Source organism: Tissierellales bacterium (assembly GCA_025210965.1).
GTDB lineage: Bacteria > Bacillota > Clostridia > Tissierellales > JAOAQY01 > JAOAQY01.
In genome coordinates, this window is sequence record JAOAQY010000159.1 from 1 (window position 1) to 22,501 (window position 22,501).

21 protein-coding genes and 1 tRNA gene are annotated in these 22,501 nt (G+C 35.2%); 4 read left to right on the forward strand and 18 right to left on the reverse strand.

Going from position 1 to position 22,501, the window contains the following annotated elements:
• Nucleotides 1-159: 159 nt before the first annotated feature.
• From N4A40_11115 to N4A40_11125, 3 genes are all read right to left on the reverse strand, one after another.
• On the reverse strand, nucleotides 160-798 hold the full coding sequence (locus N4A40_11115) for a DNA alkylation repair protein (GenBank protein ID MCT4662402.1): 639 nt from the start codon (nucleotides 796-798) through the stop codon (nucleotides 160-162).
• Nucleotides 799-1,002: 204 nt separating this feature from the next.
• Complete coding sequence (locus N4A40_11120; protein ID MCT4662403.1) at nucleotides 1,003-1,830, reverse strand: hypothetical protein; 828 nt, start codon at nucleotides 1,828-1,830, stop codon at nucleotides 1,003-1,005.
• A 114-nt stretch (nucleotides 1,831-1,944) separates the two neighbouring features.
• On the reverse strand, nucleotides 1,945-4,014 hold the full coding sequence (locus N4A40_11125; protein MCT4662404.1) for a methyl-accepting chemotaxis protein: 2,070 nt from the start codon (nucleotides 4,012-4,014) through the stop codon (nucleotides 1,945-1,947).
• A gap of 200 nt (nucleotides 4,015-4,214) precedes the next feature.
• On the opposite strand from N4A40_11125, the gene N4A40_11130 reads away from it, so the two are divergent.
• Entirely contained in the window at nucleotides 4,215-5,891 is a 1,677-nt protein-coding gene (locus tag N4A40_11130) for an amidase family protein (GenBank protein ID MCT4662405.1), read from the forward strand.
• A gap of 182 nt (nucleotides 5,892-6,073) precedes the next feature.
• Here N4A40_11130 and N4A40_11135 read toward each other — a convergent pair.
• Nucleotides 6,074-6,160 (reverse strand) — tRNA-Leu (locus tag N4A40_11135).
• Between the two features lie 96 nt (nucleotides 6,161-6,256).
• Complete coding sequence (locus tag N4A40_11140; GenBank protein ID MCT4662406.1) at nucleotides 6,257-6,745, reverse strand: deaminase; 489 nt, start codon at nucleotides 6,743-6,745, stop codon at nucleotides 6,257-6,259.
• A gap of 104 nt (nucleotides 6,746-6,849) precedes the next feature.
• Here N4A40_11140 and N4A40_11145 point away from each other — a divergent pair, with 104 nt between their 5' ends.
• From N4A40_11145 to N4A40_11155, 3 genes are read left to right on the forward strand one after another with little or no spacing between them, the layout of a single operon-like run.
• On the forward strand, nucleotides 6,850-7,977 hold the full coding sequence (locus tag N4A40_11145; protein ID MCT4662407.1) for a hypothetical protein: 1,128 nt from the start codon (nucleotides 6,850-6,852) through the stop codon (nucleotides 7,975-7,977).
• Between the two features lie 22 nt (nucleotides 7,978-7,999).
• Nucleotides 8,000-8,749 (forward strand): histidine kinase, encoded by a 750-nt coding sequence (locus tag N4A40_11150; GenBank protein MCT4662408.1) that lies wholly within the window; start codon nucleotides 8,000-8,002, stop codon nucleotides 8,747-8,749.
• Entirely contained in the window at nucleotides 8,721-9,464 is a 744-nt protein-coding gene (locus tag N4A40_11155) for a LytTR family DNA-binding domain-containing protein (protein MCT4662409.1), read from the forward strand. Before N4A40_11150 ends, N4A40_11155 begins: the two co-directional genes overlap by 29 nt.
• 6 nt (nucleotides 9,465-9,470) lie before the next feature.
• Here the strand turns inward: N4A40_11155 and N4A40_11160 are convergent, their stop codons facing one another.
• The 13 genes from N4A40_11160 to fsa form a co-directional block, all read right to left on the reverse strand.
• Nucleotides 9,471-10,688, reverse strand: coding sequence for a YibE/F family protein (locus tag N4A40_11160; GenBank protein ID MCT4662410.1), 1,218 nt, complete (start codon nucleotides 10,686-10,688; stop codon nucleotides 9,471-9,473).
• A gap of 212 nt (nucleotides 10,689-10,900) precedes the next feature.
• A complete protein-coding gene (locus tag N4A40_11165) occupies nucleotides 10,901-12,817 on the reverse strand; it encodes a 5'-nucleotidase C-terminal domain-containing protein (protein ID MCT4662411.1) in 1,917 nt (638 codons plus the stop codon).
• 419 nt (nucleotides 12,818-13,236) lie between these two features.
• Nucleotides 13,237-13,866, reverse strand: a complete 630-nt coding sequence (gene upp / locus N4A40_11170) for a uracil phosphoribosyltransferase (GenBank protein ID MCT4662412.1) — start codon at nucleotides 13,864-13,866, stop codon at nucleotides 13,237-13,239.
• 111 nt (nucleotides 13,867-13,977) lie between these two features.
• On the reverse strand, nucleotides 13,978-14,406 hold the full coding sequence (gene rpiB, locus N4A40_11175) for a ribose 5-phosphate isomerase B (protein MCT4662413.1): 429 nt from the start codon (nucleotides 14,404-14,406) through the stop codon (nucleotides 13,978-13,980).
• An 81-nt stretch (nucleotides 14,407-14,487) separates the two neighbouring features.
• A complete protein-coding gene (locus N4A40_11180; GenBank protein ID MCT4662414.1) occupies nucleotides 14,488-15,543 on the reverse strand; it encodes an L-threonylcarbamoyladenylate synthase in 1,056 nt (351 codons plus the stop codon).
• 128 nt (nucleotides 15,544-15,671) lie between these two features.
• Nucleotides 15,672-16,850, reverse strand: coding sequence for a cation:proton antiporter (locus tag N4A40_11185; protein MCT4662415.1), 1,179 nt, complete (start codon nucleotides 16,848-16,850; stop codon nucleotides 15,672-15,674).
• An 18-nt stretch (nucleotides 16,851-16,868) separates the two neighbouring features.
• A complete protein-coding gene (locus tag N4A40_11190; GenBank protein MCT4662416.1) occupies nucleotides 16,869-17,051 on the reverse strand; it encodes a hypothetical protein in 183 nt (60 codons plus the stop codon).
• Nucleotides 17,052-17,078: 27 nt separating this feature from the next.
• Nucleotides 17,079-18,155 carry a peptide chain release factor 1 gene (gene prfA, locus N4A40_11195; protein MCT4662417.1) on the reverse strand — a complete coding sequence of 359 codons (1,077 nt, stop codon included), beginning with the start codon at nucleotides 18,153-18,155 and terminating at the stop codon, nucleotides 17,079-17,081.
• 87 nt (nucleotides 18,156-18,242) lie between these two features.
• A complete protein-coding gene (gene prmC, locus N4A40_11200; protein ID MCT4662418.1) occupies nucleotides 18,243-19,157 on the reverse strand; it encodes a peptide chain release factor N(5)-glutamine methyltransferase in 915 nt (304 codons plus the stop codon).
• 17 nt (nucleotides 19,158-19,174) lie between these two features.
• Nucleotides 19,175-19,810, reverse strand: coding sequence for a thymidine kinase (locus N4A40_11205; protein ID MCT4662419.1), 636 nt, complete (start codon nucleotides 19,808-19,810; stop codon nucleotides 19,175-19,177).
• Nucleotides 19,811-19,911: 101 nt separating this feature from the next.
• Nucleotides 19,912-20,112 carry a 50S ribosomal protein L31 gene (gene rpmE, locus N4A40_11210; protein ID MCT4662420.1) on the reverse strand — a complete coding sequence of 67 codons (201 nt, stop codon included), beginning with the start codon at nucleotides 20,110-20,112 and terminating at the stop codon, nucleotides 19,912-19,914.
• Nucleotides 20,113-20,276: 164 nt separating this feature from the next.
• Nucleotides 20,277-21,611, reverse strand: a complete 1,335-nt coding sequence (gene rho / locus N4A40_11215; protein MCT4662421.1) for a transcription termination factor Rho — start codon at nucleotides 21,609-21,611, stop codon at nucleotides 20,277-20,279.
• Between the two features lie 210 nt (nucleotides 21,612-21,821).
• Complete coding sequence (fsa, locus tag N4A40_11220; GenBank protein ID MCT4662422.1) at nucleotides 21,822-22,466, reverse strand: fructose-6-phosphate aldolase; 645 nt, start codon at nucleotides 22,464-22,466, stop codon at nucleotides 21,822-21,824.
• Between the last annotated feature and the right edge of the window lie 35 nt (nucleotides 22,467-22,501).

Below are 22,501 nucleotides of genomic sequence, written 5' to 3' on the forward strand. Positions count from 1 at the left end.
ATCAAACCGTAAAGCCTAGTTTCACTATTTACAAATACATCACTCATCTAAAAACCACCACACCTTTCTGCAAGTATTTTTTACATTCTAGCAGGGAAAAGAAAGAAAAACAAGCAAAAAAGAAATATCAGGTAACGAAAAAGAATGAAACCATCTTACCTATTTGTGTTTTTCAGACTCAATTTTTATAAATTCAGGTAAATAGTTAGGAGTGCAACCTTTTGCTACCTTTTCACTCTTGTATAAACCAACTTTTTCTCCTAGAGCAACTAATCTATCTTTATAAATAGGCTCAAAAATTCCAATCCATGCAGCACACATATTCATAGTCCACTGAACAATCGGTTCTTCTGTCGCTAAGTCAGATTCTATGTCATGAACCAACCTATTGGTATTCTCAAATTCTGTTTTGCCTGTCCATCTTAATCTGGCTTGATAATACCAAAATAGTCTTCTAAGTATTGATTGATTATGGTGTTGAAAACTTTCTAGTAATTTGATTGTCTTCTTGCTTTTAGTAAGTTGGTTTGCCAGAAACCACTCGGATATTCTTAGAGCTTCGGTTTCTTCATGAACAGCCAAGTCCGACATCATGGTTTCGATAACAGACAATGACAGTGTATTTTTATCTAAAATAAGAACAGCCACAAGTCTCGGGTAATATTTTTCAGTTGACCACAGTTCCATAGCTAAGGCATGGTCTCTTTTAATGCCTTTAGCTATGGATTTAAGTTTTCCCATTGGTACACTATCTGCATTTAAGGTTTCAAGTACTTCATTTGCTTTAGTAGATAACATTTAGTCCTCCTTATATAAATGATTTTTATTGGTAGTTCAATTATATCACAGTTCTTTAAATTACCTCGCATAAAAATCTATTTACTTAGCAAATAGCTATGAATCACAACAAAAACAAAGCCAAGAATTTAAAGCAACCCTAAATTCCTGACTTCATCGATTATTCTTCGCTTTTCACTTCTCATCCGCAATTTTTAACTTATTTTAAAAATTGTCGTCAAACTGAACATCAACTATCTCAAATTGCATATAACAAAAATCTCCCTCTGGCAAATGCCAAAGCACTCTACCAAATTGAGGCACTTTAAAACCGTGAAATTCTTTCCAACCTTTAACTGGAACTGACCATTCGTAAGTTCCCTTTTCCTTGCCTCTATACTTGTATCTATTCGATACAAAATTAACTGGCACACCATCCTCTGTAAAATAGAACAGTGCAGATCTAGTTATCGTTCCCTTGGTAATTATAGCCCTTGCCGATTGATCATCAACAGGCTCCCAGTGAATATCTTGGTGCGTAAACGCTGTTGGAAACCAAAGTACATCACTTAGGTATTTTAGTACTGCTGCTTCATTTACAGCTCTTCCCGAGTGTTCGAATCGCTTTATACTTCCAAATACCTTATAAATCATATAACCCATAGCTTCCCCTAGTCTCTCATACATAAGCGTAAGCGGAAATCTACCTATGTAGCTTCTCTTACTCCATACATATGCTATAGGGTCTATAGTGTAGTACTGTTCTGATGTAAACGTTCTCCAAACCTCGTGCTCTGCGTGTCTTACCTTGCCTTTCATCTTGAGCTTAACTCTAGAAATTTTCTTTTTACCAAAAACACCTGCAAAATTGTAATATTTCCAAACTATTTCCGGTACATCTTCTATATCCGATTCTTTTATCGTCTCTTCTAAATTAATACTATCCTTCATCATATTCTCAACTGAAGTCTCAACCTTTTCATTGAGCATAATCGTCGATATAATAATCCATAAAATGACCATTACCATAAAGATTCCGAATATTGTTCCCATCCGAGCTCCCCCTCTTTATATCATCGATACAAATTATATCTATTCTCTTATCTCATAAGTCCATGTATCTAATATAATACATTCAAAGGGTAAAATCAATGCTTATTCCTACTTCTATAGCTTGAAATGACTTACCTCATTTGACAAATTTTTAGCTAAGTTTTCAAGAGCCTCTCCTGCACTCTGCGTCTCCTCCATAGATGCAAGCTGTTCTTCTGCTGCTGCCGACACATTTTGTGACTCTGCCGCCGTCTCTTTTGCATAATTTGAAAGCTCAGAAGATTTTTCCACTACGCTCTGCATTATAGCCCTTATATCAAGTATTTTTCTTTCAACTGAATTTATTCCTGAATTTACATTTGCTACTTGACTCTCTATATCTCCAAAATATTTTCCCGAAGTTTTTATAGCTAAAACACTCTCTTCCATGACTTCTGTAACTGCTTCAATCGATTTTATTATCCTCTCAGTATTAGAAGTATTCTTTGATACGATATCATTTATCTGTTCAGTAGAGCTCTTCGAATTCATGGCTAGTTTTCTAATCTCCTCTGCTACTACAGCAAATCCTCTTCCGTGTTCACCAGCTCTCGATGCTTCTATAGCAGCATTTAATGCCAACAAATTAGTTTGTTCAGTAATCCCCTGAATGACAGAAAGTATATCCCCTATTTCTTTAGAGCTTTTATCTAGCTCCTCTACAAAATTTGAAAGCTCGGCGATATTTTCACCAGTCTTTCCAAGTTTTTCTTCAGTAATTTCCAATGCATCTCTGCCCTTTATCGTTACTTCTTTCGTCTTTTTCGCTTCATTTTGCATATCTTTCGACGCATCCAATGTCAAATCCACATGACTATCTGCATCTACAAGCTTATCAGAAGCTGATTGCACCACTTCCATTTGTTCTCTAGAATTTTCCGCTACTAATCCTATAGATTCTGCTATCTGAGTAGATGCTTGACTATTTTGTTCTATAATCTCTCCTAATTGACTAGCTGAAGAATCAACATCCTCTGCATGCGATTTAAGATGTCCTATAAGTTCTCTCAATTGCCTCTTCATAGAATTGAAATCTCTAGACAATTCTCCAAATTCGTCATTTGTGCTTATTTGAAAATTTTCTCCATCTAATATTCCTTCTGAAATCTCATTTACCTCTCGTGTCAAATGCTTTAATGGTCTAAGGTAAAAACCAACAATTATTATAGATGTTACAAGTATAATTACTGCAAATATTATTATCATTGAAATTGATTTTAAGCTTTCCCTCTCTTGTATACCCTGTATACTCTCCATGTGCTTCGTCGCTATATCTAGATTCCTATAGTACTCCACTGTATCTAACTGTAACTTAAGAGCGTAAATCACCTTTCCTTGCTTTTCGATAGGCGCATATATAGTTACATTTCTTCCCAGGCCTTCTATTTTAGATTCTTTAGAGCTAAATACCTCATTTATAAACTGATCACTACTTTTCTCACCAATTTTTATGCTATTATCTATTCCCTCTGCTGATGATTCAATTAAAACCACACCATCTGAATTTACAAGGTTAAACAATTCAATCCCGCTTTTGCCATCAATTAACTCTTTTAGTGATTCTCCTATAGTATTAGCATCTATTGCCGCCTCAACTATTCCTCGTCCATCAGCTCTCGGAAGTGCAATAAATTTAAATATATCACCAGTTTCTGCTTGTATAGTAAGTGGCGTAATTATTTCATCAGTTTCCCCAGTAATTAATCCTCTATATCCTTCCCATATATCAAATAAATTATTTCCAACTGCCTGATTTGATGTCGAATAAGTAAATACGCCAGCAGCGTTAGTAACGTACAAATCATCCACATCAAAACGCTCTTTAAGCTCAACTAAATTTTTTAGTGCAAAATCCTTACCTCCATTAGTTCTCTCTCTGTCAATTACAATCATACTTTCTCCAGCGATCTTGAGCATATGCTCTAAATCATTCTCGAGAATTAGCACGTACTCACCAATCTGCTTTGATAATTCCATCAGCGTATTTTCTACATCTTTTTCACTACTTCTATTAAGTTCCCATTTGCTCTCTTCAACAGCTGTAGATGTCTTTTTTTGTATACTTCTAGCAAAAAAAGCACTTATCCCGGTTATAAGAATAAGTATCACTGCCAAATACATTGTCATTTTTCCTTTGATCTTCATTATCTGTCCCTCCAATAACTATTAAAAAACCCTATAAATACATCCCTTCTATTATATACAAATTATTAGCCACAATGAAGATATACAAAAAAAATTTGCAGTTTACTTTTCTTAATTTACGTTTATATCGTTTTTAATCAAATCTTAATTGGGTAATTATATAATAATGTGATTTCAAATTTTAGGAGGTTCAGTTTAATATGAAAAAACAGTCAATATTATTAGGGTTAGTTTTAGCGGCTGCAATAGTAGGTGGGGGAATCTATTTGCAAACATCTAAAACAGATACAGTATCTAACGAAATAGTTAGTTCTGAAAAAGATTCATCTCAGCAAAACACAAATGATTTAGTGGTATCAGAGTGGGCAAAAAATCAAAATGAAAAAGAAGTGAAAACAAGCTCAAAAAAAGCTTTAGACTTCTCCGCTTTTAAATCAGCTATGGATTCAATGAGTAACGAACGAGTTCAAGAATTAGATAAAATAGTGCTAGAAGCTAGCGTATCCGATTTACAAAAAGCACTAGATGACAAATCAATAACTAGCGTAGAGTTGGTTACTTACTATCTAAAGAGAATAGAAGCTTATGATGTAAATAAATTAAATTCAATAATAACTTTAAATTCAAAAGCATTGGAAAGAGCTATGGCTCTAGATAGCGATAGATTCTCTACAGATGTTAGAGGCTCACTATATGGTCTTCCTGTGTTATTAAAAGACAATATCGCAACTGGTGACCATATTCCAAACACTGCAGGTGCAAAGGCTCTCGAAAATGCTCTCAGCAAAAAAGAAGCGCATATAGTAACAAAACTTAGGGAACAAGGTGCTATCGTTCTCGGTAAGGCAAACTTGAGCGAATGGTCAAATTTTATGACTTCAAATAGCAATAACGGTTATTCGGCGCTAGGTGGCCAAACTCACAACCCCTACGGAACATTTGATGTAGGTGGATCAAGTTCTGGTCCCGCAGCTTCAGTATCAGCTAACCTATCAGCACTAGCCATAGGTACAGAAACTAGCGGATCGTTAATTTATCCTTCGGGACAAAATAGCGTAGTTGCATTAAAACCTACATGGGGTCTGTGGAGCACAGAGAACATAATCCCTATAGCAGATTCACAAGACACTGCCGGACCAACAGTTAGACACGTCGAGGATGCAGCTGCTCTATTGTATGCACTCACAGATAATGAGAAGTACAAAGGCAAAGACTATAAAAATGTTTTAGATTCTAGTTATTTGAAGGGCAAGAAAATAGCACTAGCTACTGGTGAAGTATTCTCTTATCTACAGAGAAGCGAAGATAAAGCTGCACTTGAAAATGTAAAAACAGAACTTGAAAAACTCGGCGCAGAAGTTATCGAAGTAGAAATTCCTATGTCCGCATTTAATATAGATTCTATGAATGTTTTGAAAAGCGAATTCAAATACGGAGTAAATGCTTATATAAAATCAAACGATATTGAATCTATACGTTCTATAGAAGATCTTATAGCATATAATAAAGAAGACATTGAAAATAGAGCTCCTCTTGGTCAAGATTTAATAGAATCAGCTCAAAAAGAAGCTCTTTCTGAAGATAAGCTGAAAGCTCTTGTAGATTCTAATAGAACTACAACTCGAACAGCTTTAGATGAAGCTCTGAAAGATGTGGATGCAATATTCTCTATTAGCAATCATTTATCTGGAGTCTACGCAGCAGCAGGATATCCAGCTCTAACCGTTCCTGCAGGGTATAGAGAAAATAATGAGCCTATTGGTGTTACTTTCGTAGGTAGAGCATTTGAAGATGATAAGTTATTAAGCATCGGTTATGCTTATGAGATGGGAACAAAACATAGAAATATTGAGAAGCAAACTCTAAACGACAAATAAAATTTTTTAGTACTATTTTAAAATAGGCTACCTATTCAATATATATTACTGGGTTATTTTTACCAATAATTATATAATCTGCAAAAGGTAGCTTATTTTTATTTTGAAATTTTTTAGAACACAAAAAAAGGAGATGCAATCGCATCTCCTTTCGTCATCACTCAGCAAGTGATGACACTCTCTGGTGCCGAAGGTGGGACTCGAACCCACACGATGTTTCCACCACTGGATTTTGAATCCAGCGCGTCTGCCAGTTCCACCACTTCGGCCTAGCATGTCAGCGGTTTGTCCTGCTGACAAGATATATAATACCACGGGCAGATTGATAAGTCAATACTTCTTTTCAAATTCAGAATTTACAGATTTTAGTAGCCCATTTCTTCAGTCAATGAGTCATCATTTTCAATCCAATCCGATACCAAAATCACTCTATATTCCTCATGGGTGTCTCGTATAACCACTTCTTTTATACCAGAGTTAATAACAAGTCGTTTGCACATTGCACATGAATTCGCATTTTCAACAAGTTTTCCAGTCTTTACATCTCTTCCAACTAAATACAATGTTCCATCAATCATCTCTCGTCTCGATGCATGTAAACAAGCATTTTGCTCAGCATGAACACTTCTGCACATCTCATATCTCTGCCCTCTAGGTATTTGTAATTTATTTCTCATACAATACCCCAAATCTGAACAATTCTCTCTACCTCTAGGAGCTCCTGTATATCCTGTAGAAATAATTTCATCATGCTTAACTATTATCGCACCATAATTTCTTCTAAGACAAGTCCCTCTCTCTAGTACAGTTTCTGCTATGTCCAAATAATAATTGTGTTTATCGCGTCTTGCCATTTTAATCCTCCTCAAATCTATCCAAACACCCATACAACCCATTATATGCTATAATTATAACATATAATGACACAGAATTTTAAATGTAAAATTGGAGACAAATAATGAAAAAACAGTTTATGAAAATAATCGGAGCAGGATTTTTAATTATTTTTGTATTTATTTTAATCTCATTATTAGCACTTGAGCCATCAAATATAGATATAGATTATACTTCTGCCCAAAATGGCTATTTAGATTTATCTGAATACGATTTTCAAAGATATATTCACTCATTAAACGGCGAATGGTCCTTTAACTATTTGGATTTAAAAAATTCTAGCTTAGGTGAATTTGCAAAATTACCAGGTTCTTTTTCTCAAAATCCAAATTATTCACCGCAAGGCTATGGTGAATATATGTTGAAATTAAAACTAAACCCGAACTACGAACTCTACTCATTTAAATTTATGGATATGCCATCAGCTTATAGCTTTTCAATAAATAATAGTGAATTGATATCATCTGGTCTTATCGGAAATGATAAAAGCTCTGAATTTGCTCAAATAAAACACCAAACAATCATATATAAACCAAGCAGTGATGTCTTATATCTGTCTCTAAAAATTTCTAATTTCCACCATTTTAAGGGCGGTGCTTGGACACCCATACTAATAGGTATCCCTGAAAACATACAAAATATTTCAAAACATGAATTGTTCAAATCTTCAATTCTTTTAGGAATATTTTGCTTCATATTTTTCTGGAATCTAAGTATGTCTTTTTTACAAAATCAAAGTCAACTATATTTTAAATTAGCTACCACATCACTCTTTTGCATTTTCAAACTAGCTTTGACTAGTAGCTTTATATTGAGTGCTTTTTCTTTAGACTTCTCTTTTGAAATGCAATTTAAATTGGAATATTTTTTTAGTGTGCTAATTATTCTTATTATATTTGAAATTATTTTCAGCTACTTTGAAAATATTATTCCTAGGGAACTATTTCTATTTGCTAGAATAACTCTTATTAGCTATTTATTTATAATATTGATTTTTCCTTTTGAAATCTATGGCAAAGTTCTGCTGATGATAGGCGCATCTATGATTTTGCTATCAATAATCATATGCTATTTTATAATTATTGAAATAAAATACAAAAAACACTATGCGATAGTTCTATTTGGAATTTTAACTTCGTGCACAATGATATGCATTGAACTCTTGTACACAAAAAGGACTGATAGTTTTTAATGAATATTCAAATCTATTCTCTTTGGGCATACTAGTATTTTTACTCTGTTTCTCACACTCTCTAAATTTAGATATATCTAAAGCATTTGAAGGAGCCAAAGAACAGACTAATTTCAAAATATCACTATTGCAATCTCAAATCGCACCACACTTTCTTCACAATTCCATAAACACAGCAATTTACATGATTGATACTGAACCAGAACAAGCAAAAGATTTACTGATTGATTTCAGCAATTACCTGAGAGCTAAGTTCAGATCCGAAACTCAAAATTTAGACAAAGTAGTCTCTATAAAACAAGAACTAGATGTAGTGCATTCGTATATCGCTCTTCAAAGAGCACGATTCGGCAATAAAATAAATGTAAATTATGATATAGATCCAAATTCTTATTTTTTAAGAGTCCCTCCACTTTTATTACAACCTTTAGTAGAAAATGCTATAGAACATGGGAATATAAATAATAACATATTTCTATCTATCTCTATAAAACATTCGAATTCAGGGGTAGTAATAAGCATACAAGACAACGGACCTGGAATATCAAAAACCAATGTAAAAAAACTTCTTTCGGGCAAATTAGTAGAATCACAATCTCAAAAAAGAGTTGGGCTCGGTCTCTATGCAACTCATCACAGGTTAGAAATGCTTTATGGACGTGGTCTAGTCATAACAAGCTCAAAATCAACTGGAACTAGAATTGATATACAAATTCCAATAACATCTAAAAGGGGTATTGAAAATGGTAAAAACATTCATAATAGACGATGAACCAAATGCTGCTAAATATCTAAAAAGTCTACTAGAGCATAACACAGAAGTTGATATAATAGGACTTTATACATCAGCACTTGAAGCTTTATCTGATTTTAAAACTAAAGCTCCGGATTTAGTATTTACAGATATTGAAATGCCTGATTTAAACGGAATATATCTTGCAGAGCAGCTTTTAAAGATAACTCCACATTGCAATATAGTATTTACTACAGCTTACGACGAATATGCGATAGAGGCCTTTGAGATAAATGCCCTTGATTATCTTTTGAAACCTATATCTACTCAGCGCTTAAATCAAACTCTATCTAGAATAGTAAATAAAAGCAAATCTATAAATCCCGACATTTTAGAAGAGATATCTACTAGTTCTATGAAGCCTCTGGGTAAAATAGTAATTTCTCAAGATGAAAGCATGATACTTATCGATATAAACGATATATCTTACTTCGAATCTAGAGGAAAAGAAATACACATCCATACTTCTGACTGCCACTATACTATTAACAAGACTCTTTCGTATTATGAGAAAAAACTCGTAGCTAGTAACTTTTACAGATGCCATAAAAGTTATCTAATAAATTTGAATAAACTTGTAAAACTATCTCCTACAATAGGGTATTCTTGGAATGCTTATCTCGAAAAACACAAAGAAAAAATCCCCGTGAGTCGATCTAGAGTCGGGGATTTGAAAGAATTATTAGCGCTATAATAAGCGCTATTTTTTTGATTTTTTGATTTTCCTAACTTTATTAGTTCTATTTTTGATATACACAACTGCCGTAGCTGGTATAGCACAAACTAGTCCTATACTTCCCGCAAGTGCTCTTATTATCTCCGACGCCATTTGATCCATATTCATTATAACAAATGGTGATATTTGATAAGCTAAAAATAGTAGCAATATCTGTATAGAACCACCTACATATGCAAGTATAAGTGTATTTGACATAGAACCCATAACATCTCTACCAACATTCATACCAGATTTAAAAAGCTCTGCATTGCTTATTTTAGGGTGTATAGTCTCTATTTCGTTCATAGCCGAAGCCATACTCATAGCAACGTCCATAACAGCTCCTAGAGCCCCTATTATGATTCCTGCAAACAAAAGACCTTGATAATCCATATTCCTATGCTGTGGTATATATGCAAGCAATTGTGCATCTTCATTTCCTAGACCTGTAAGCTGCGCCCACTGACCAAAGAAAATTGCAACGCAGCCAGCTATTACAACTCCCGCGATAGTTCCCATTATAGCAGTAGCTGTTTTCTTATTTCTACCACTAACTAGCATCAATGTAAACACCGATGTTATGGATGCTATACCTACAGCAACTAATATAGGAGAAAATCCACGTAATACCAGTGGCAGCATAACACAAAATATCATAAATATGGTAAAAATAAGTGTAGCTATTGATTTTAGACCTTTTTGTCGGCCAATCAATATCACTAAAACTGCAAACAATATTACAATAAGATAAATTGGAACTTCTCTAGATCTTCCGAAAAGTCTCAATCCTTCGATAGTACCATCTTCATACTCAGTGTAATACATTATTATACTCTCGCCCTTTTTATATATTATATTGTAAGGCATAACCATTTCTATAGTATTTCTAATAGTAAAAATTTCTCCTTTGTGCTTTGTATTAGATAACCTTACCTTTAAATTTTGATACCTAATATCTGACTCTATGGGCAGATTTGGTCTTACTTCATTAGTATCATCATATACTATGTCTATAATTTTAGCCTTTACAACATGCTCTCTAAGACGAACTTCTTCTTCAAAATGCTGTTTAAGTCCTGCTTCTCTGTCAAAATCACTATCACTATTATCTCCACTTGCCAAAACTGCTCCAAGCGGAAACATCATTGCAAATACAATCAATAAATATATGACCCTATGTATTTTACACTTCAATTTCATATCATCGACTCCATTTCACTCTATTATATGCTCTTTTAGATTTGTAGCAACAACAACATGTTTTATTCACTACATCTCTCTTTTTCTCAATTAGCTTTTCTCAATTAGCTTTTTCAATTAGCTTTTTCAATTAGCGAAAAAGAACCTGAGGTCTTCGCCCCAGGTTCTCCTACCTACCCCATGCTATAATTCAAAATTCGTTTCGTTCAATCCTATTTGCTAGGAACTTTTAACTGTTGTCCAACATGAATCATGTTCACGTCTTTTAAGTTATTTAATTCACCTAACTCTTTATAAGTCATACCGAATTTTTCAGCGATTTTCCAAAGAACATCACCTGATTGTACAGTATATACTGTGTAAGAAGCATCTGCTTTTTCTTTTTGAGCATTTACTTTAGTAGCTTCTTGATCTTCTGAAGCTGACTCTTTAACTTCCTCTTTAGCTACTTCTTTAACTTCTTCTTTTTTAGGTTCTTCTTTAGCTACCTCTGTAGCGTCTGTTTTGCCTTCTACATTTACTTCATAATCAACAACTTCTGGAGTTACAGTACCTTTTTCTTTGATGTAATCAGCCATAGCATCTCTGATTGGAACCATAAGATTCTTTGGATTTTTACCTTTAGAGAAATCGTATCCGTCTGCTCCTGGATTTTCTACCAAGAAGTCATTTGAAACAACTTTGTAGTACTTGTCTGCTTCGATTGGAGTTCCATCTTCAAGAGTAATTTTTACAATTCTCTCACCAGCTGCTTTACTCATGTCATATTCTACATAAAGACCTGAGAATGATCCAGCTTTAGCATTTTCTGGTTGTAAACCATTGTCGATATTCATCTTAAGATCTGCACCAGTTATTTCGATTGTGTATAGTGTATTGTCAAAAGGCATGATTTCATACATAAGTCCCATTGTCAAATCACCTTTTGGCATATCTCTTCTAAGTCCACCACCATTTTGGATAGCGATTGGAGCATCAGCTAATTCTCCCATCAATTTACAAACAAATGAGCCTAAAGCTGTTGTTTTGTTAACCGATGTGTCATGTCCAAATGTTTCAATAGCAACACCAACTTTTTCATGCATAATTGGCTTTAACTCTTCTTCCCACTTAGCATAAGTTTTAGTTCCTTCTTCGCTAGCAACTATATCTCCACTACGCTTGTATAATAAGTCGATAGATGGTGTAGCAACTACTGTTCCATCTTCTTTAAATTCTACTGACATTTTACCCATTGCACGTCCATACTTGTAAGCCTGTACAACTGGCATTTTTTCAACATAACCTGCTACAGTTTGGTGTGAGTGACCAGAAATAACTCCGTTAAGTCCTTCAACTTTAGCTAATTCTACCATTTCTTCACCTGTTACAGGAATAGTAGGATCGCTACCATATTTATCTTGCCATGATGGCACGTGAGTAAGTGCAAATATTGCATCTGGAGTTCCCTCTTCTGCTTTACCTGCTTTTAAGAATTCAACCCACTCTTTAGCAGTTTCTGCTGCGTTTTTGATATCTAAACCTTTAAGGCTTTTAGCACTTGTAGACTCTAAAGTATATACTGTAGAAAGTCCTATAAATGCAATTTTCTTTCCGTTTTTCTCAACAATTTGGTAAGGTTTAGCCCAAGCTGGAGTCTTACCAGTTGCTTCTTCTACAACGTTAGCTGCCAAGAATGAGAAATCTCCTCTTTCTTGCCATTCTTTCATATAGCTTGTACCCCAGTCAAATTCGTGGTTACCAACAGCTGATACTTCAACGTTCATAGCTTTGAACATATCATTTACTGGCTTACCATAAGTAAGATTTGACATAGCTGAACCTTGGTAGTTATCTCCACCAGATACAACAATTGTGTTCTCATTTGCAGCTTGCTTTTCGTTAGCTACAGCTATCATTTTAGCCATACCAACATTCTTTCCGCTCTCTTTCAAGTTTCCGTGGAAGTCATTGAAAGTAACGATGTCAATTACATTTGATGCTACCTCTGCTTTTACTTCTTTTTTCTCTGTTGCTGCTGTAGTCGTTTCAGCTTTAGTTGTTTCAGTTGCAAACGCTACAGGTGCAAACGACGTACCTACCATAGCTGAAACCAATAAAGCAGCTAGTATTGTCTTAAACTTTTTCATTCTACATCCTCCCCAACAAATAAGATTGAACGCAAATCGCGCTATCCTCATTTTACACAAAAATTACTAATTCTTCAACTAAATACGGTAAATTATCAAAAAATGATATCCATTATCAGTAACCGCTTTCCTCTAAGTTGACATCTGTCACTTGCCCCATTGCTAAAACACCATTTTTTAATCTATATCTCAATACATCCTCACTACGTTTAACACATCTTTACTGCTTTTAACACATCCTTACTGCCACTTTTTACCTATAACTTGCATTTCCACATCTATCTGCTATAATATTTTCATTGGATATTATAATAAAGGAGTGAATAAAATGAATTTAAATAAAAAAACAAGACAGGTAATCTGCCTTGTCATTACTGCGGTTATGGTAATCGCCACTGTTAGTATGGGACTTGCCGCTTTTATTTAGTTCCGAAAATTCTATCGCCTGCATCACCAAGACCTGGTACGATGTAGGCGTGATCATTTAAGCCTTCATCTACAGCAGCTACATAGATATCCACGTCAGGATGTGCTTTTTGAACTGCCTCAATTCCTTCTGGAGCAGCTATTAAATTCGCCATCTTGATATTTTTTGCCCCTCTCTCTTTTAAAAGAGTGATAGCAGCAATAGCAGAACCACCTGTTGCAAGCATAGGATCAAGTACTATAAGTTCTCTTTGATCTATATCTGAAGGCATCTTGCAATAGTATTCTACAGCCTCTAAAGTTTCTGGATCACGGTATAAACCAACATGTCCAACCTTTGCAGATGGAACTACAGATAACATACCTTCAACCATCCCTAAACCAGCTCTTAATATTGGTACGATGCCTACTGTCTTCCCTGCCACTACGTGAGCTTTTGTCTTACAAACTGGCGTCTCAATTTCAATTTCTTCAAGTGGGAAATTGCGTGTTACTTCATAAGCCATAAGGATTGAAACCTCTTTAACTAATTCCTTAAATTCCTTTGTTCCAGTACGCTTGTCACGAATAAATGTCAATTTGTGTTTTACCATTGGATGGTCCATTTCAAAAACTTTACCCATATGAGTTCCTCCTTTATTTTAATGAGCTATGCTCAAAATTACAAAAAAATATACAGCTAGTAAAAGCCAAGTCACAAAAAAACAACTTGCTAAAAACTAACTTACTAAAAACTAACCTTCGATTTTGCCAACACGTCTAGCGTGACGACCACCTTCGAATTCTGTATTAAGCCAAGTATCAATAATTTCAAATGCCAAATCTCTACCTACAACTCTGCCACCTATAGATATCATATTTGCATTATTATGTGCTCTAGACATTCTAGCAGAATAAACATCACTACAAATAGCGCATCTTATTCCTGGAACCTTATTAGCAGATATTCCTATGCCTATACCAGTTCCGCAAACCAAAATAGCAAGTTCAACTTCCTCTGCAATGACACCATTAGCTACTTTTTTACCTATTTCTGGATAGTCTACAGAATCCTCACTATAAGTTCCATAATCTTTTACATCAAACCCTTTTTCCTCTAGATGCGCTCTCAAATGCTCTTTAAGTTCAAATCCACCATGATCACTACCAATACCAATTTTCATCGAATGCTGCCTCCTCTAAATTTAATAAAATAAATGTAGCAAAATCTATCTAAACTATACCCAAACCCATCTAAACGATGCCTAATCTATAACAATTACTTGCCCCGCTGCCGCCTTTTTCAAGCGATTCATCGTTGCAAGATTGATACCCAATTGATTCAATCCCTCAGCCAAAATAACATCCACACCTAATTGATCGAATTCTCTTAATCTCTTAAATAACCTAGAAGATAAACTTATAGGATTTGATCTATCTCCCAATATCAGTTGAAGTCTTTCACCATAACTTTCACTAGTTTCAGCAGTCGAAAGTATTCCTGGTTTCTTGCCCTCTTTTACATAATCATCGTACACTTTAGATATACCTGTTGAAAGTTTATCTAAATCACTAGAAGTGTAAATTATGACCTCTGCCTCTGGTGAATAATGCTTGTATTTTTGTCCCGGTGATCTCGGAACTGCATCCGATACACCATACTCTAGCGCAGGATCTAAGCTCACCTTTTCAAATACTCCTCTAAGATCCTCAGCAGTTATTCCGCCTGGTCTAAGTATCATCAGTTCATCACCTGAAACATCAACAACAGTAGATTCTACTCCATATCCAGCATCTCCGCCGTCTATTATCATATCTACCCTTCCATCCATATCCTCTACAACATGGCTTGCTATTGTAGGACTTGGTTTTCCCGATGTATTTGCACTAGGTGCAGCTACAGGTACCCCTGCTTCTTTTATAAGCTCTAAGGCGATTTTATGATTCGGCATTCGAATCGCTACAGTATCAAGTCCTCCTGTAATAGAATCCAAAACCAATTTACTCTTCTTAAATACTATAGTAAGTGGACCTGGCCAAAATTTTTCCATAAGTCTCTCAGCTCCATCAGATACAGACTCTACCAACGAATCCAAATCTTCTCTGCGAGCTATATGAACTATCAGCGGATTATCAGAAGGTCTTCCCTTTGCCTTGTATATAGACATAGCTGCTTTTTCATCAAGTGCATTTGCACCTAATCCGTAAACCGTTTCTGTTGGGAATGCAACCAGTCCCCCATTTCTCAATATATCGCCTGCTTCTTCTATGGCTTTTTTATCTATATTATCTTGGGTCATTTTTACAATCTTTGTTTCCATATCCACTCACCTCAACTCTTATAGATCTCATTTCAAATAAAATTCCGATCAAAATACAATTTTTCTCCCCTAAACTTCTTCAGTTAACCTATTGTCCGTAAAAAAACCAGGAATACAGCTCCCCTGGTTTAAGCACTCTCTTTTAATTTCTTTTCACCCTTAAATGAAGCCTTAAGCATAATAGGAGTTACAATTGTCGATACTAATACTAACAATATAATAGATGTGAAAATCTCATGACCTATTATATTCATCTTTAGTCCCAAATTAGTAACAATCAACGCAACCTCTGCCCTAGGAATCATACCAATTCCGACCTGTAACGATTCCCGAGTAGAAAATTTGGAAACCCTAGCTCCAACAAAGCACCCTACTAGTTTACCTGCAATAGCCGCAATGATGATAGCAATAGCCACCCCTAGCGACTCGCTAAGTCCATCGAAATTAACGCTTAGCCCAATATTTACAAAAAATACTGGAGTAAATAACACATATGCAATACGCTGTGTTTCACTAGACACTCTATTTCTATAAGAAGTCGTCGAAAATACTACTCCTGTGAAATAAGCTCCTATTATAGCTGCTACCCCTAATTCCTCTGCTAAAACTGACATTACAAAGCAAAAAACAAGGGCTAATTGCAAAATAGTATTACCTCTATTTAAGTATCTATGGTACTTTTTCATCATCCTAACAAAAAGCACTCCTACAAAAAATGTCAATGTAAAAAATCCTATAATCTGTATAAGAACTAGGTATACACTAGATCCAGAATCAGGACTTATCATCCCAACTGTAATAGTAAGTAGTATGATACCTAGCACATCGTCAATAATAGCCGCACCAAGTATTCCTATACCTACCTTAGTTCTTAGCTGTTCCAATTCTCTAAGTGCCTGAACAGTAATACTTACACTAGTTGCAGTAAGTATTATCCCCACAAACAATCTCTCATTAAAACTAGAACTAGGTTCCGCAATCATTACCGCTAGGAAACCAAATAAAAGTGGTGTCAAAACACCTCCGATAGCTATGAGAGATGAAGACTTCCCTGAAGCCTTCAAATCCTTGAGATCCGTTTCCAATCCTGCTATAAACATAAGAAGTATTACCCCGATTTCTGCAAAATGAGCAATAAATGAAGATTGACCAATCAATCCAATAACCGCAGGTCCAATTATCACTCCAACTAAAATTTGTCCCAAAACACTTGGTTGCTTAAGTTTTTGTGCTAAAAAACCACCTAAATTTGCAAATACCAAAATTACTACTAAGTCGATCAAAAATTCGGATCCCCCATGTTCCATCTCGTTCATCTCCTTAAATTAGCCTACATGCACTCCCCAGAAAAACTCCTCTTCTAACTCTAAATTCTGATCTGTGTTGTGGTCCATAGGTGTCATTTTTAATGGTTGGACTGTATGGTGTCTAAGACCCAATACCAATCCCAAAAATACTGCGACTACTAAAGCATCTCTCAAAAGGTGCCTTTTACTTATTCGGTGCATCCATTTCATCTCCTACTATTAAACTAACTAAAGCTCATCATCTAAATGATTTAATTTATCTGTTTGCTCCTGCGTAGTAAGTGCATCAATCATCTCATTGATTTCACCATCTAAAAACGCGTCTAATTTATAAACAGTCATATTAATTCTATGATCTGTGATTCTACCTTGTGGGAAATTGTAAGTTCTAATCTTAGCACTACGATCTCCTGATCCTACCTGGCTCTTACGCTCAGCAGCAATCTCTGCTTGTTGCTCACTTTGATACTTCTCATAAAGTCTAGCCTTAAGTATTTTAAGTGCCTTATCTCTATTTTTCAGCTGAGATTTCTCATCTTGCATAGAAACCACTATTCCTGTTGGAATATGAGTCATACGAACAGCTGAATCTGTAGTATTTACACATTGTCCACCATTACCTGATGCACGGAACACATCAATCTTTAAGTCATTTGGGTTTACATCAACTTCCACATCATCAACCTCTGGAAGTACAGCTACTGTTGCTGTAGATGTGTGTATACGTCCACTTGACTCTGTCGCCGGAACTCTCTGAACTCTGTGAACTCCACTCTCGTACTTAAGTCTGCTATACGCACCGCTTCCCTTTATAAGTGCTATAACTTCCTTAACACCACCAACACCAGTGTCGCTCATACTCATTATCTCGATTTTCCATCTATTTCTCTCTGCAAATCTAGAGTACATACGGAACAAATCGCCAGCAAAAATACCAGCTTCATCTCCACCTGCTCCTGCTCTGATTTCCAAAATAACGTTTTTATCATCATTAGGATCTTGTGGTATAAGTAATAATTTAATTTCATGCTCTAGTTCTGGCAAACTCTTCTTAAGACTATTTATTTCTTCCTTAAGCATCTCTACCATTTCTTCGTCACTTTCAATCTTAACCATCTCAAGATTTTCTTCTAACGCTTCTTCCGCCTGCTTAAATTCACCGTATTTTTTAACAATCGGCTCTAAATTAGCATGCTCTTTAATCAATTTTTGCCACTCTGTAATATTGGCAATAACATTTGGATCGGCAATTTTTTCTGTCAATTCTTCAAATCTATCTTGCAAAAAATCCATATTCTTCAACATACTTTCACCTTCTTTCATTCTATGAGCTCCTGATTTTCGCTCATCAACAACTCTCTTTCCCTAATTGAGTATATTATCATCTTTTAACTACTTTGTCAATCTATACACTCCGGCCACAACTCTGTCTCTATCACCATAATCCTTCTTAATCTCAATATTTTCAAAATTATTTTTTAGTAATTCCGAAACACTTAATCCCTGATCATGTCCTATTTCATATGCCAATAATCCGCCACACTTAATCCACTCTGTCGACTCTCTCGTTATTTTTCTATAAAAGTCCAGTCCATCAACTCCACCATCAAGTGCATTTTGCGGTTCAAAAGAACGCACCTCTTTCTGTAGCCCTTCAATTACCTCACTAGGTATATATGGTGGGTTTGACACTATTATATCAAAAATTTTACCATTTTCATCTTCTAAACTTGCTCTAAATTCTTTTAGCCCTTCAAATACATCGCTCTTTACTATATTGACGCAATCTTCTATCTCGAAGTTTAAAGCATTTTCCCGGGCAATATCTATAGCTCTATCATTTACATCTACTGACCACGCCTCTACATTGAGCCCCATCTCCTTGACATAATACGCTAAGCTCAAAATTATGGCTCCAGATCCCGTTCCTATATCAAGTATTCTAATCTTATCTTTTTGAGGCAGTTTGTAAACCTTTATCCAGTCCAATACATACTCAACTAATATTTCTGTATCAGGTCTAGGAACTAAAACATAATCATTTAATTTAAAATCAAGCCCCATAAATTCTTGATGACCAAGTATATATTGAATAGGTCTCCCTGTGCTTCTATCTTCTAGCAAGTTCTCGTATTCTCTATACTTTTCATCACTAATCTCCAAATTGCCATTCATCATAAGATACAGTCGGTCGCAGTCTAGAATGTGTTCAAGTAGTAATCTAGACTCTAGTTTAGGATTATTGTACTCACGCTTTATCAAAATTTTTTCACCAACACTTAGACATTCATTAATAGTTTTATTCACTAAAGTTCTCCTCACTTTTAATCACATGGTGAAACCGAATTCGAATCAAGACCATTTTTTTCTGCCTCGTATTCTGCCTTATATTTGAAATAGCAACTTGGACAAAGCGACTGATACTCTACATCATTTTCTTGATCTATAGCCACTTGATTTCCTTCAAATACATATTTCCCATTTACTTTTCGTCCATTTAACGTAGCTTTCTTGCCACAAGTACAGATAGTTTTCAATTCCTCAACACTGTGAGCAAGCAGTAAAAGTCTCTCACTACCTTCAAATCCATTCATTTGAAAATCTGTTCTAAGACCATAACAAATAGTTGGTATCTCCAAGCAAACAGCAACTTTAAAAAGACCATCAATCTGCTCTTTTTTCATAAATTGAACTTCATCTACAAGTATGCAATCTGGTCTTCCTTTTTTTTCTATCCACTCTCTAATCATAGTATATACATCTGTTTCCATCGGAACTAGTATATCTACCTCACGCTGAACACCGAGCCTAGATATAACCGTGTTCCCTCCTTTAGAATCTATAGAAGGTTTTAGTATTATAGCCTTCATACCGCGTTCTCCGTAATTGTAAGCTACCTGCTGTAAGTTGGTAGACTTACCACAATTCATAGCTCCATATCTAAAATACAATTTACTCATCATCTTCACCTCATTTATTTCTACCCATACATTATATCAAACTATGTGCAAAGGGCAAAAAAAAACTAGAGGTTTTGAGAAACCCCTAGTTCTAAATATGACTACTTCATGCCATATTTCTTTTTAAATTTATCAATACGTCCGCCAGCCTCAACACGTTTTTGAGTACCAGTGTAGAATGGATGACATTCTGAACAAACCTCTACTTTAAGTTCATCTTTAACTGAACCAGTTTCAAAAGTGTTTCCGCATGCGCAATGTACCTGAATTTTTTTATATTCTGGATGGATTCCTTGTTTCATTCTTTTCACCTCTTTCCTTCGCTCAACCTTAATAAGTGGAATAGCCAAGCATAATCTTGACTATAAAAAACGCTATTTTCTAGCGCTTATTGTATCCAACAGATTAATCCTTCGCAATATTCGACCCCTATAGTATATCACGCCTACATATGGAATGCAAGCTTTTATTTCTTAGTTTTTTTACCTAATATTAAACCTACAAACTCCGCATTGTCACTAGTTTTCTTGAACCTTTCAAGTAGCGCTTCTGAAGCTTCTACCGTGTCCATTGAACCATAACTGCGTCTTATCTTTAGCACTGCTTCAAGCTCATCGTTCGAAAGTAATAAATCCTCTTTTCTAGTACCAGAAGATAATATCTCAATTGCTGGGAATATCCTTCTTTCAGAAAGTTTTCTAGATAATTTAACTTCCATATTCCCAGTTCCCTTAAACTCTTCAAATATAACATCATCCATTCTGCTTCCAGTTTCAACTAAAGCCGTTCCTAAGATTGTCAAACTACCACCACCTTCGACATTTCTAGCTGCACCAAAAAAGCGTTTTGGTTTGTGAAGCGATCCTGGGTCTAATCCACCTGAAAGCGTACGACCACTTGGTGATACTACTAAATTGTAAGCTCTAGCTAATCTAGTAATACTATCTAGCAATATAACTACATCCTTGCCGTGCTCTACAAGCCTTTTTGCTCTCTCTAGTACCATCTCAGCAACCTTTGCGTGATGTCTTGGTTCCTCATCAAATGTAGATGCTACAACATCGCCTTTAACACTTCTCTGCATATCAGTAACTTCCTCGGGTCTTTCATCTATTAACAAAACTATGACCTCAACCTCTGGATAATTCTTTTCTATACTACTCGCTATTCTCTTTAAAAGTATAGTCTTACCAGCTTTTGGTGGCGCTACTATCATACCTCTCTGTCCTCGCCCTATAGGAGCCATTAAGTCTATAATTCTATTGGCCAAATCATGTCTCTCTGTTTCTAAATGAAATCTATCATCTGGATAAATAGGAATTAAATCTTCAAAATTCGGTCGTCTAGTAGCTCTTGATGGATGCTCTCCATTAATTTTTTCTACATAAAGCAAAGCATCGAATCTTTCGCTCTGTTTAGGTGGTCTTATAATTCCAAAAACCTTATCACCTTTTTTCAAATTAAATTTCTTAATTTGAGTCGACGAAACATAGATGTCAGCATCACTTGACAGGTAATTATTACATCTTAAAAATCCATACCCTTCCGCATGCAAATCTAATATTCCCTCTGCCTTATTCACTTTTCCAGTTCCCTGAAGTTCTTCACCAATCTTATCTGGTAAGCGCTTGACCTCTTTTTCAAATGCACGTTTTTCTTCTTTTTTTTGATCTTCTGCAAAATTCAATATAGCTTCTATGAGCTCTGCTTTTTTGTAGGAAGAAACTTTAGATATTCCCATTTCTTTAGCAATTACTTTCAAATCTTCTAGTTTCTTTCCCTTTAATTTTTCACTATTCATCCAGTCACCACCGCTTTTATTAATCTTACACTACATAGTATCATGTTTTCGGTCATCTGTTCAAGTTCTTATGCAATAGAAAAATCCGATTCGCGTTTACACTATTTCACTTTTTATTTATACCCTTTATATTTTCATTGGTTTATTCTTCTGCAAAAATAGAAAGGGTATCAGGAACAAACCCGATACCCACATTTTCATTTATATGATTTATTTAGGAACACTTTCCCAATCTTTTAAGAATTTTTCTATACCAATGTCTGTAAGTGGATGCTTAAACATCTTCTCAAATACAGCATATGGAATAGTCGCAATATCAGATCCAGCCTTAGCTGATTCAACAACATCTTGAGGACCTCTTATACTTGCTGCAATAATCTCTGTTTCGATACCATGAATGTCAAATATAGCAACTATATCGTCAATAATGTTGATTCCTGGATTGCTTATATCATCCATTCTACCAAGAAACGGACTTACATAGGTAGCACCAGCACGAGCTGCTAAAAGAGCCTGACTAGCAGAGAATATCAATGTAACATTAGTTTTAATGCCCTTTGCAGAAAGTTCTTTAACCGCTTTCATTCCTTCTGGAATCATAGGAATCTTTATAACTATGTTTTCATGAATTTTAGCAAGTTCCAAAGCTTCTTTAATCATTCCCTCTGCCTCTAAGCTAATTACCTCTGCACTTATAGGACCATCAACGATAGATGTTATCTCTTTTACTACCTCTTTAAAATCTCTTCCTTCTTTAGCTATCAAAGATGGATTAGTTGTAACTCCACAAATAACCCCCCAGTCATTTGCCTCTCTAATATGATCGACATTGGCCGTATCAATAAATAATTTCATTAAAACTTCCTCCTCTATATCTAAAATCTTAAACA

Bases quoted from the DNA above. Each gene is read 5' to 3' on its own strand.
- rpmE (MCT4662420.1), bottom strand. From the start codon at position 20,112: ATGAAACAAGGAATCCATCCAGAATATAAAAAAATTCAGGTACATTGC.
- prfA (MCT4662417.1), bottom strand. From the start codon at position 18,155: ATGTTGAAGAATATGGATTTTTTGCAAGATAGATTTGAAGAATTGACA.
- fsa (MCT4662422.1), bottom strand. From the start codon at position 22,466: ATGAAATTATTTATTGATACGGCCAATGTCGATCATATTAGAGAGGCA.
- N4A40_11185 (MCT4662415.1), bottom strand. From the start codon at position 16,850: ATGGAACATGGGGGATCCGAATTTTTGATCGACTTAGTAGTAATTTTG.
- upp (MCT4662412.1), bottom strand. From the start codon at position 13,866: ATGGGTAAAGTTTTTGAAATGGACCATCCAATGGTAAAACACAAATTG.
- N4A40_11125 (MCT4662404.1), bottom strand. From the start codon at position 4,014: ATGAAGATCAAAGGAAAAATGACAATGTATTTGGCAGTGATACTTATT.
- N4A40_11130 (MCT4662405.1), top strand. From the start codon at position 4,215: ATGAAAAAACAGTCAATATTATTAGGGTTAGTTTTAGCGGCTGCAATA.
- N4A40_11115 (MCT4662402.1), bottom strand. From the start codon at position 798: ATGTTATCTACTAAAGCAAATGAAGTACTTGAAACCTTAAATGCAGAT.
- N4A40_11165 (MCT4662411.1), bottom strand. From the start codon at position 12,817: ATGAAAAAGTTTAAGACAATACTAGCTGCTTTATTGGTTTCAGCTATG.
- N4A40_11190 (MCT4662416.1), bottom strand. From the start codon at position 17,051: ATGCACCGAATAAGTAAAAGGCACCTTTTGAGAGATGCTTTAGTAGTC.
- N4A40_11180 (MCT4662414.1), bottom strand. From the start codon at position 15,543: ATGGAAACAAAGATTGTAAAAATGACCCAAGATAATATAGATAAAAAA.
- rho (MCT4662421.1), bottom strand. From the start codon at position 21,611: ATGAATAGTGAAAAATTAAAGGGAAAGAAACTAGAAGATTTGAAAGTA.
- N4A40_11205 (MCT4662419.1), bottom strand. From the start codon at position 19,810: ATGAGTAAATTGTATTTTAGATATGGAGCTATGAATTGTGGTAAGTCT.
- N4A40_11145 (MCT4662407.1), top strand. From the start codon at position 6,850: ATGAAAAAACAGTTTATGAAAATAATCGGAGCAGGATTTTTAATTATT.
- rpiB (MCT4662413.1), bottom strand. From the start codon at position 14,406: ATGAAAATTGGTATTGGTAGTGATCATGGTGGATTTGAACTTAAAGAG.
- N4A40_11160 (MCT4662410.1), bottom strand. From the start codon at position 10,688: ATGAAATTGAAGTGTAAAATACATAGGGTCATATATTTATTGATTGTA.
- N4A40_11155 (MCT4662409.1), top strand. From the start codon at position 8,721: ATGGTAAAAACATTCATAATAGACGATGAACCAAATGCTGCTAAATAT.
- N4A40_11140 (MCT4662406.1), bottom strand. From the start codon at position 6,745: ATGGCAAGACGCGATAAACACAATTATTATTTGGACATAGCAGAAACT.
- N4A40_11120 (MCT4662403.1), bottom strand. From the start codon at position 1,830: ATGGGAACAATATTCGGAATCTTTATGGTAATGGTCATTTTATGGATT.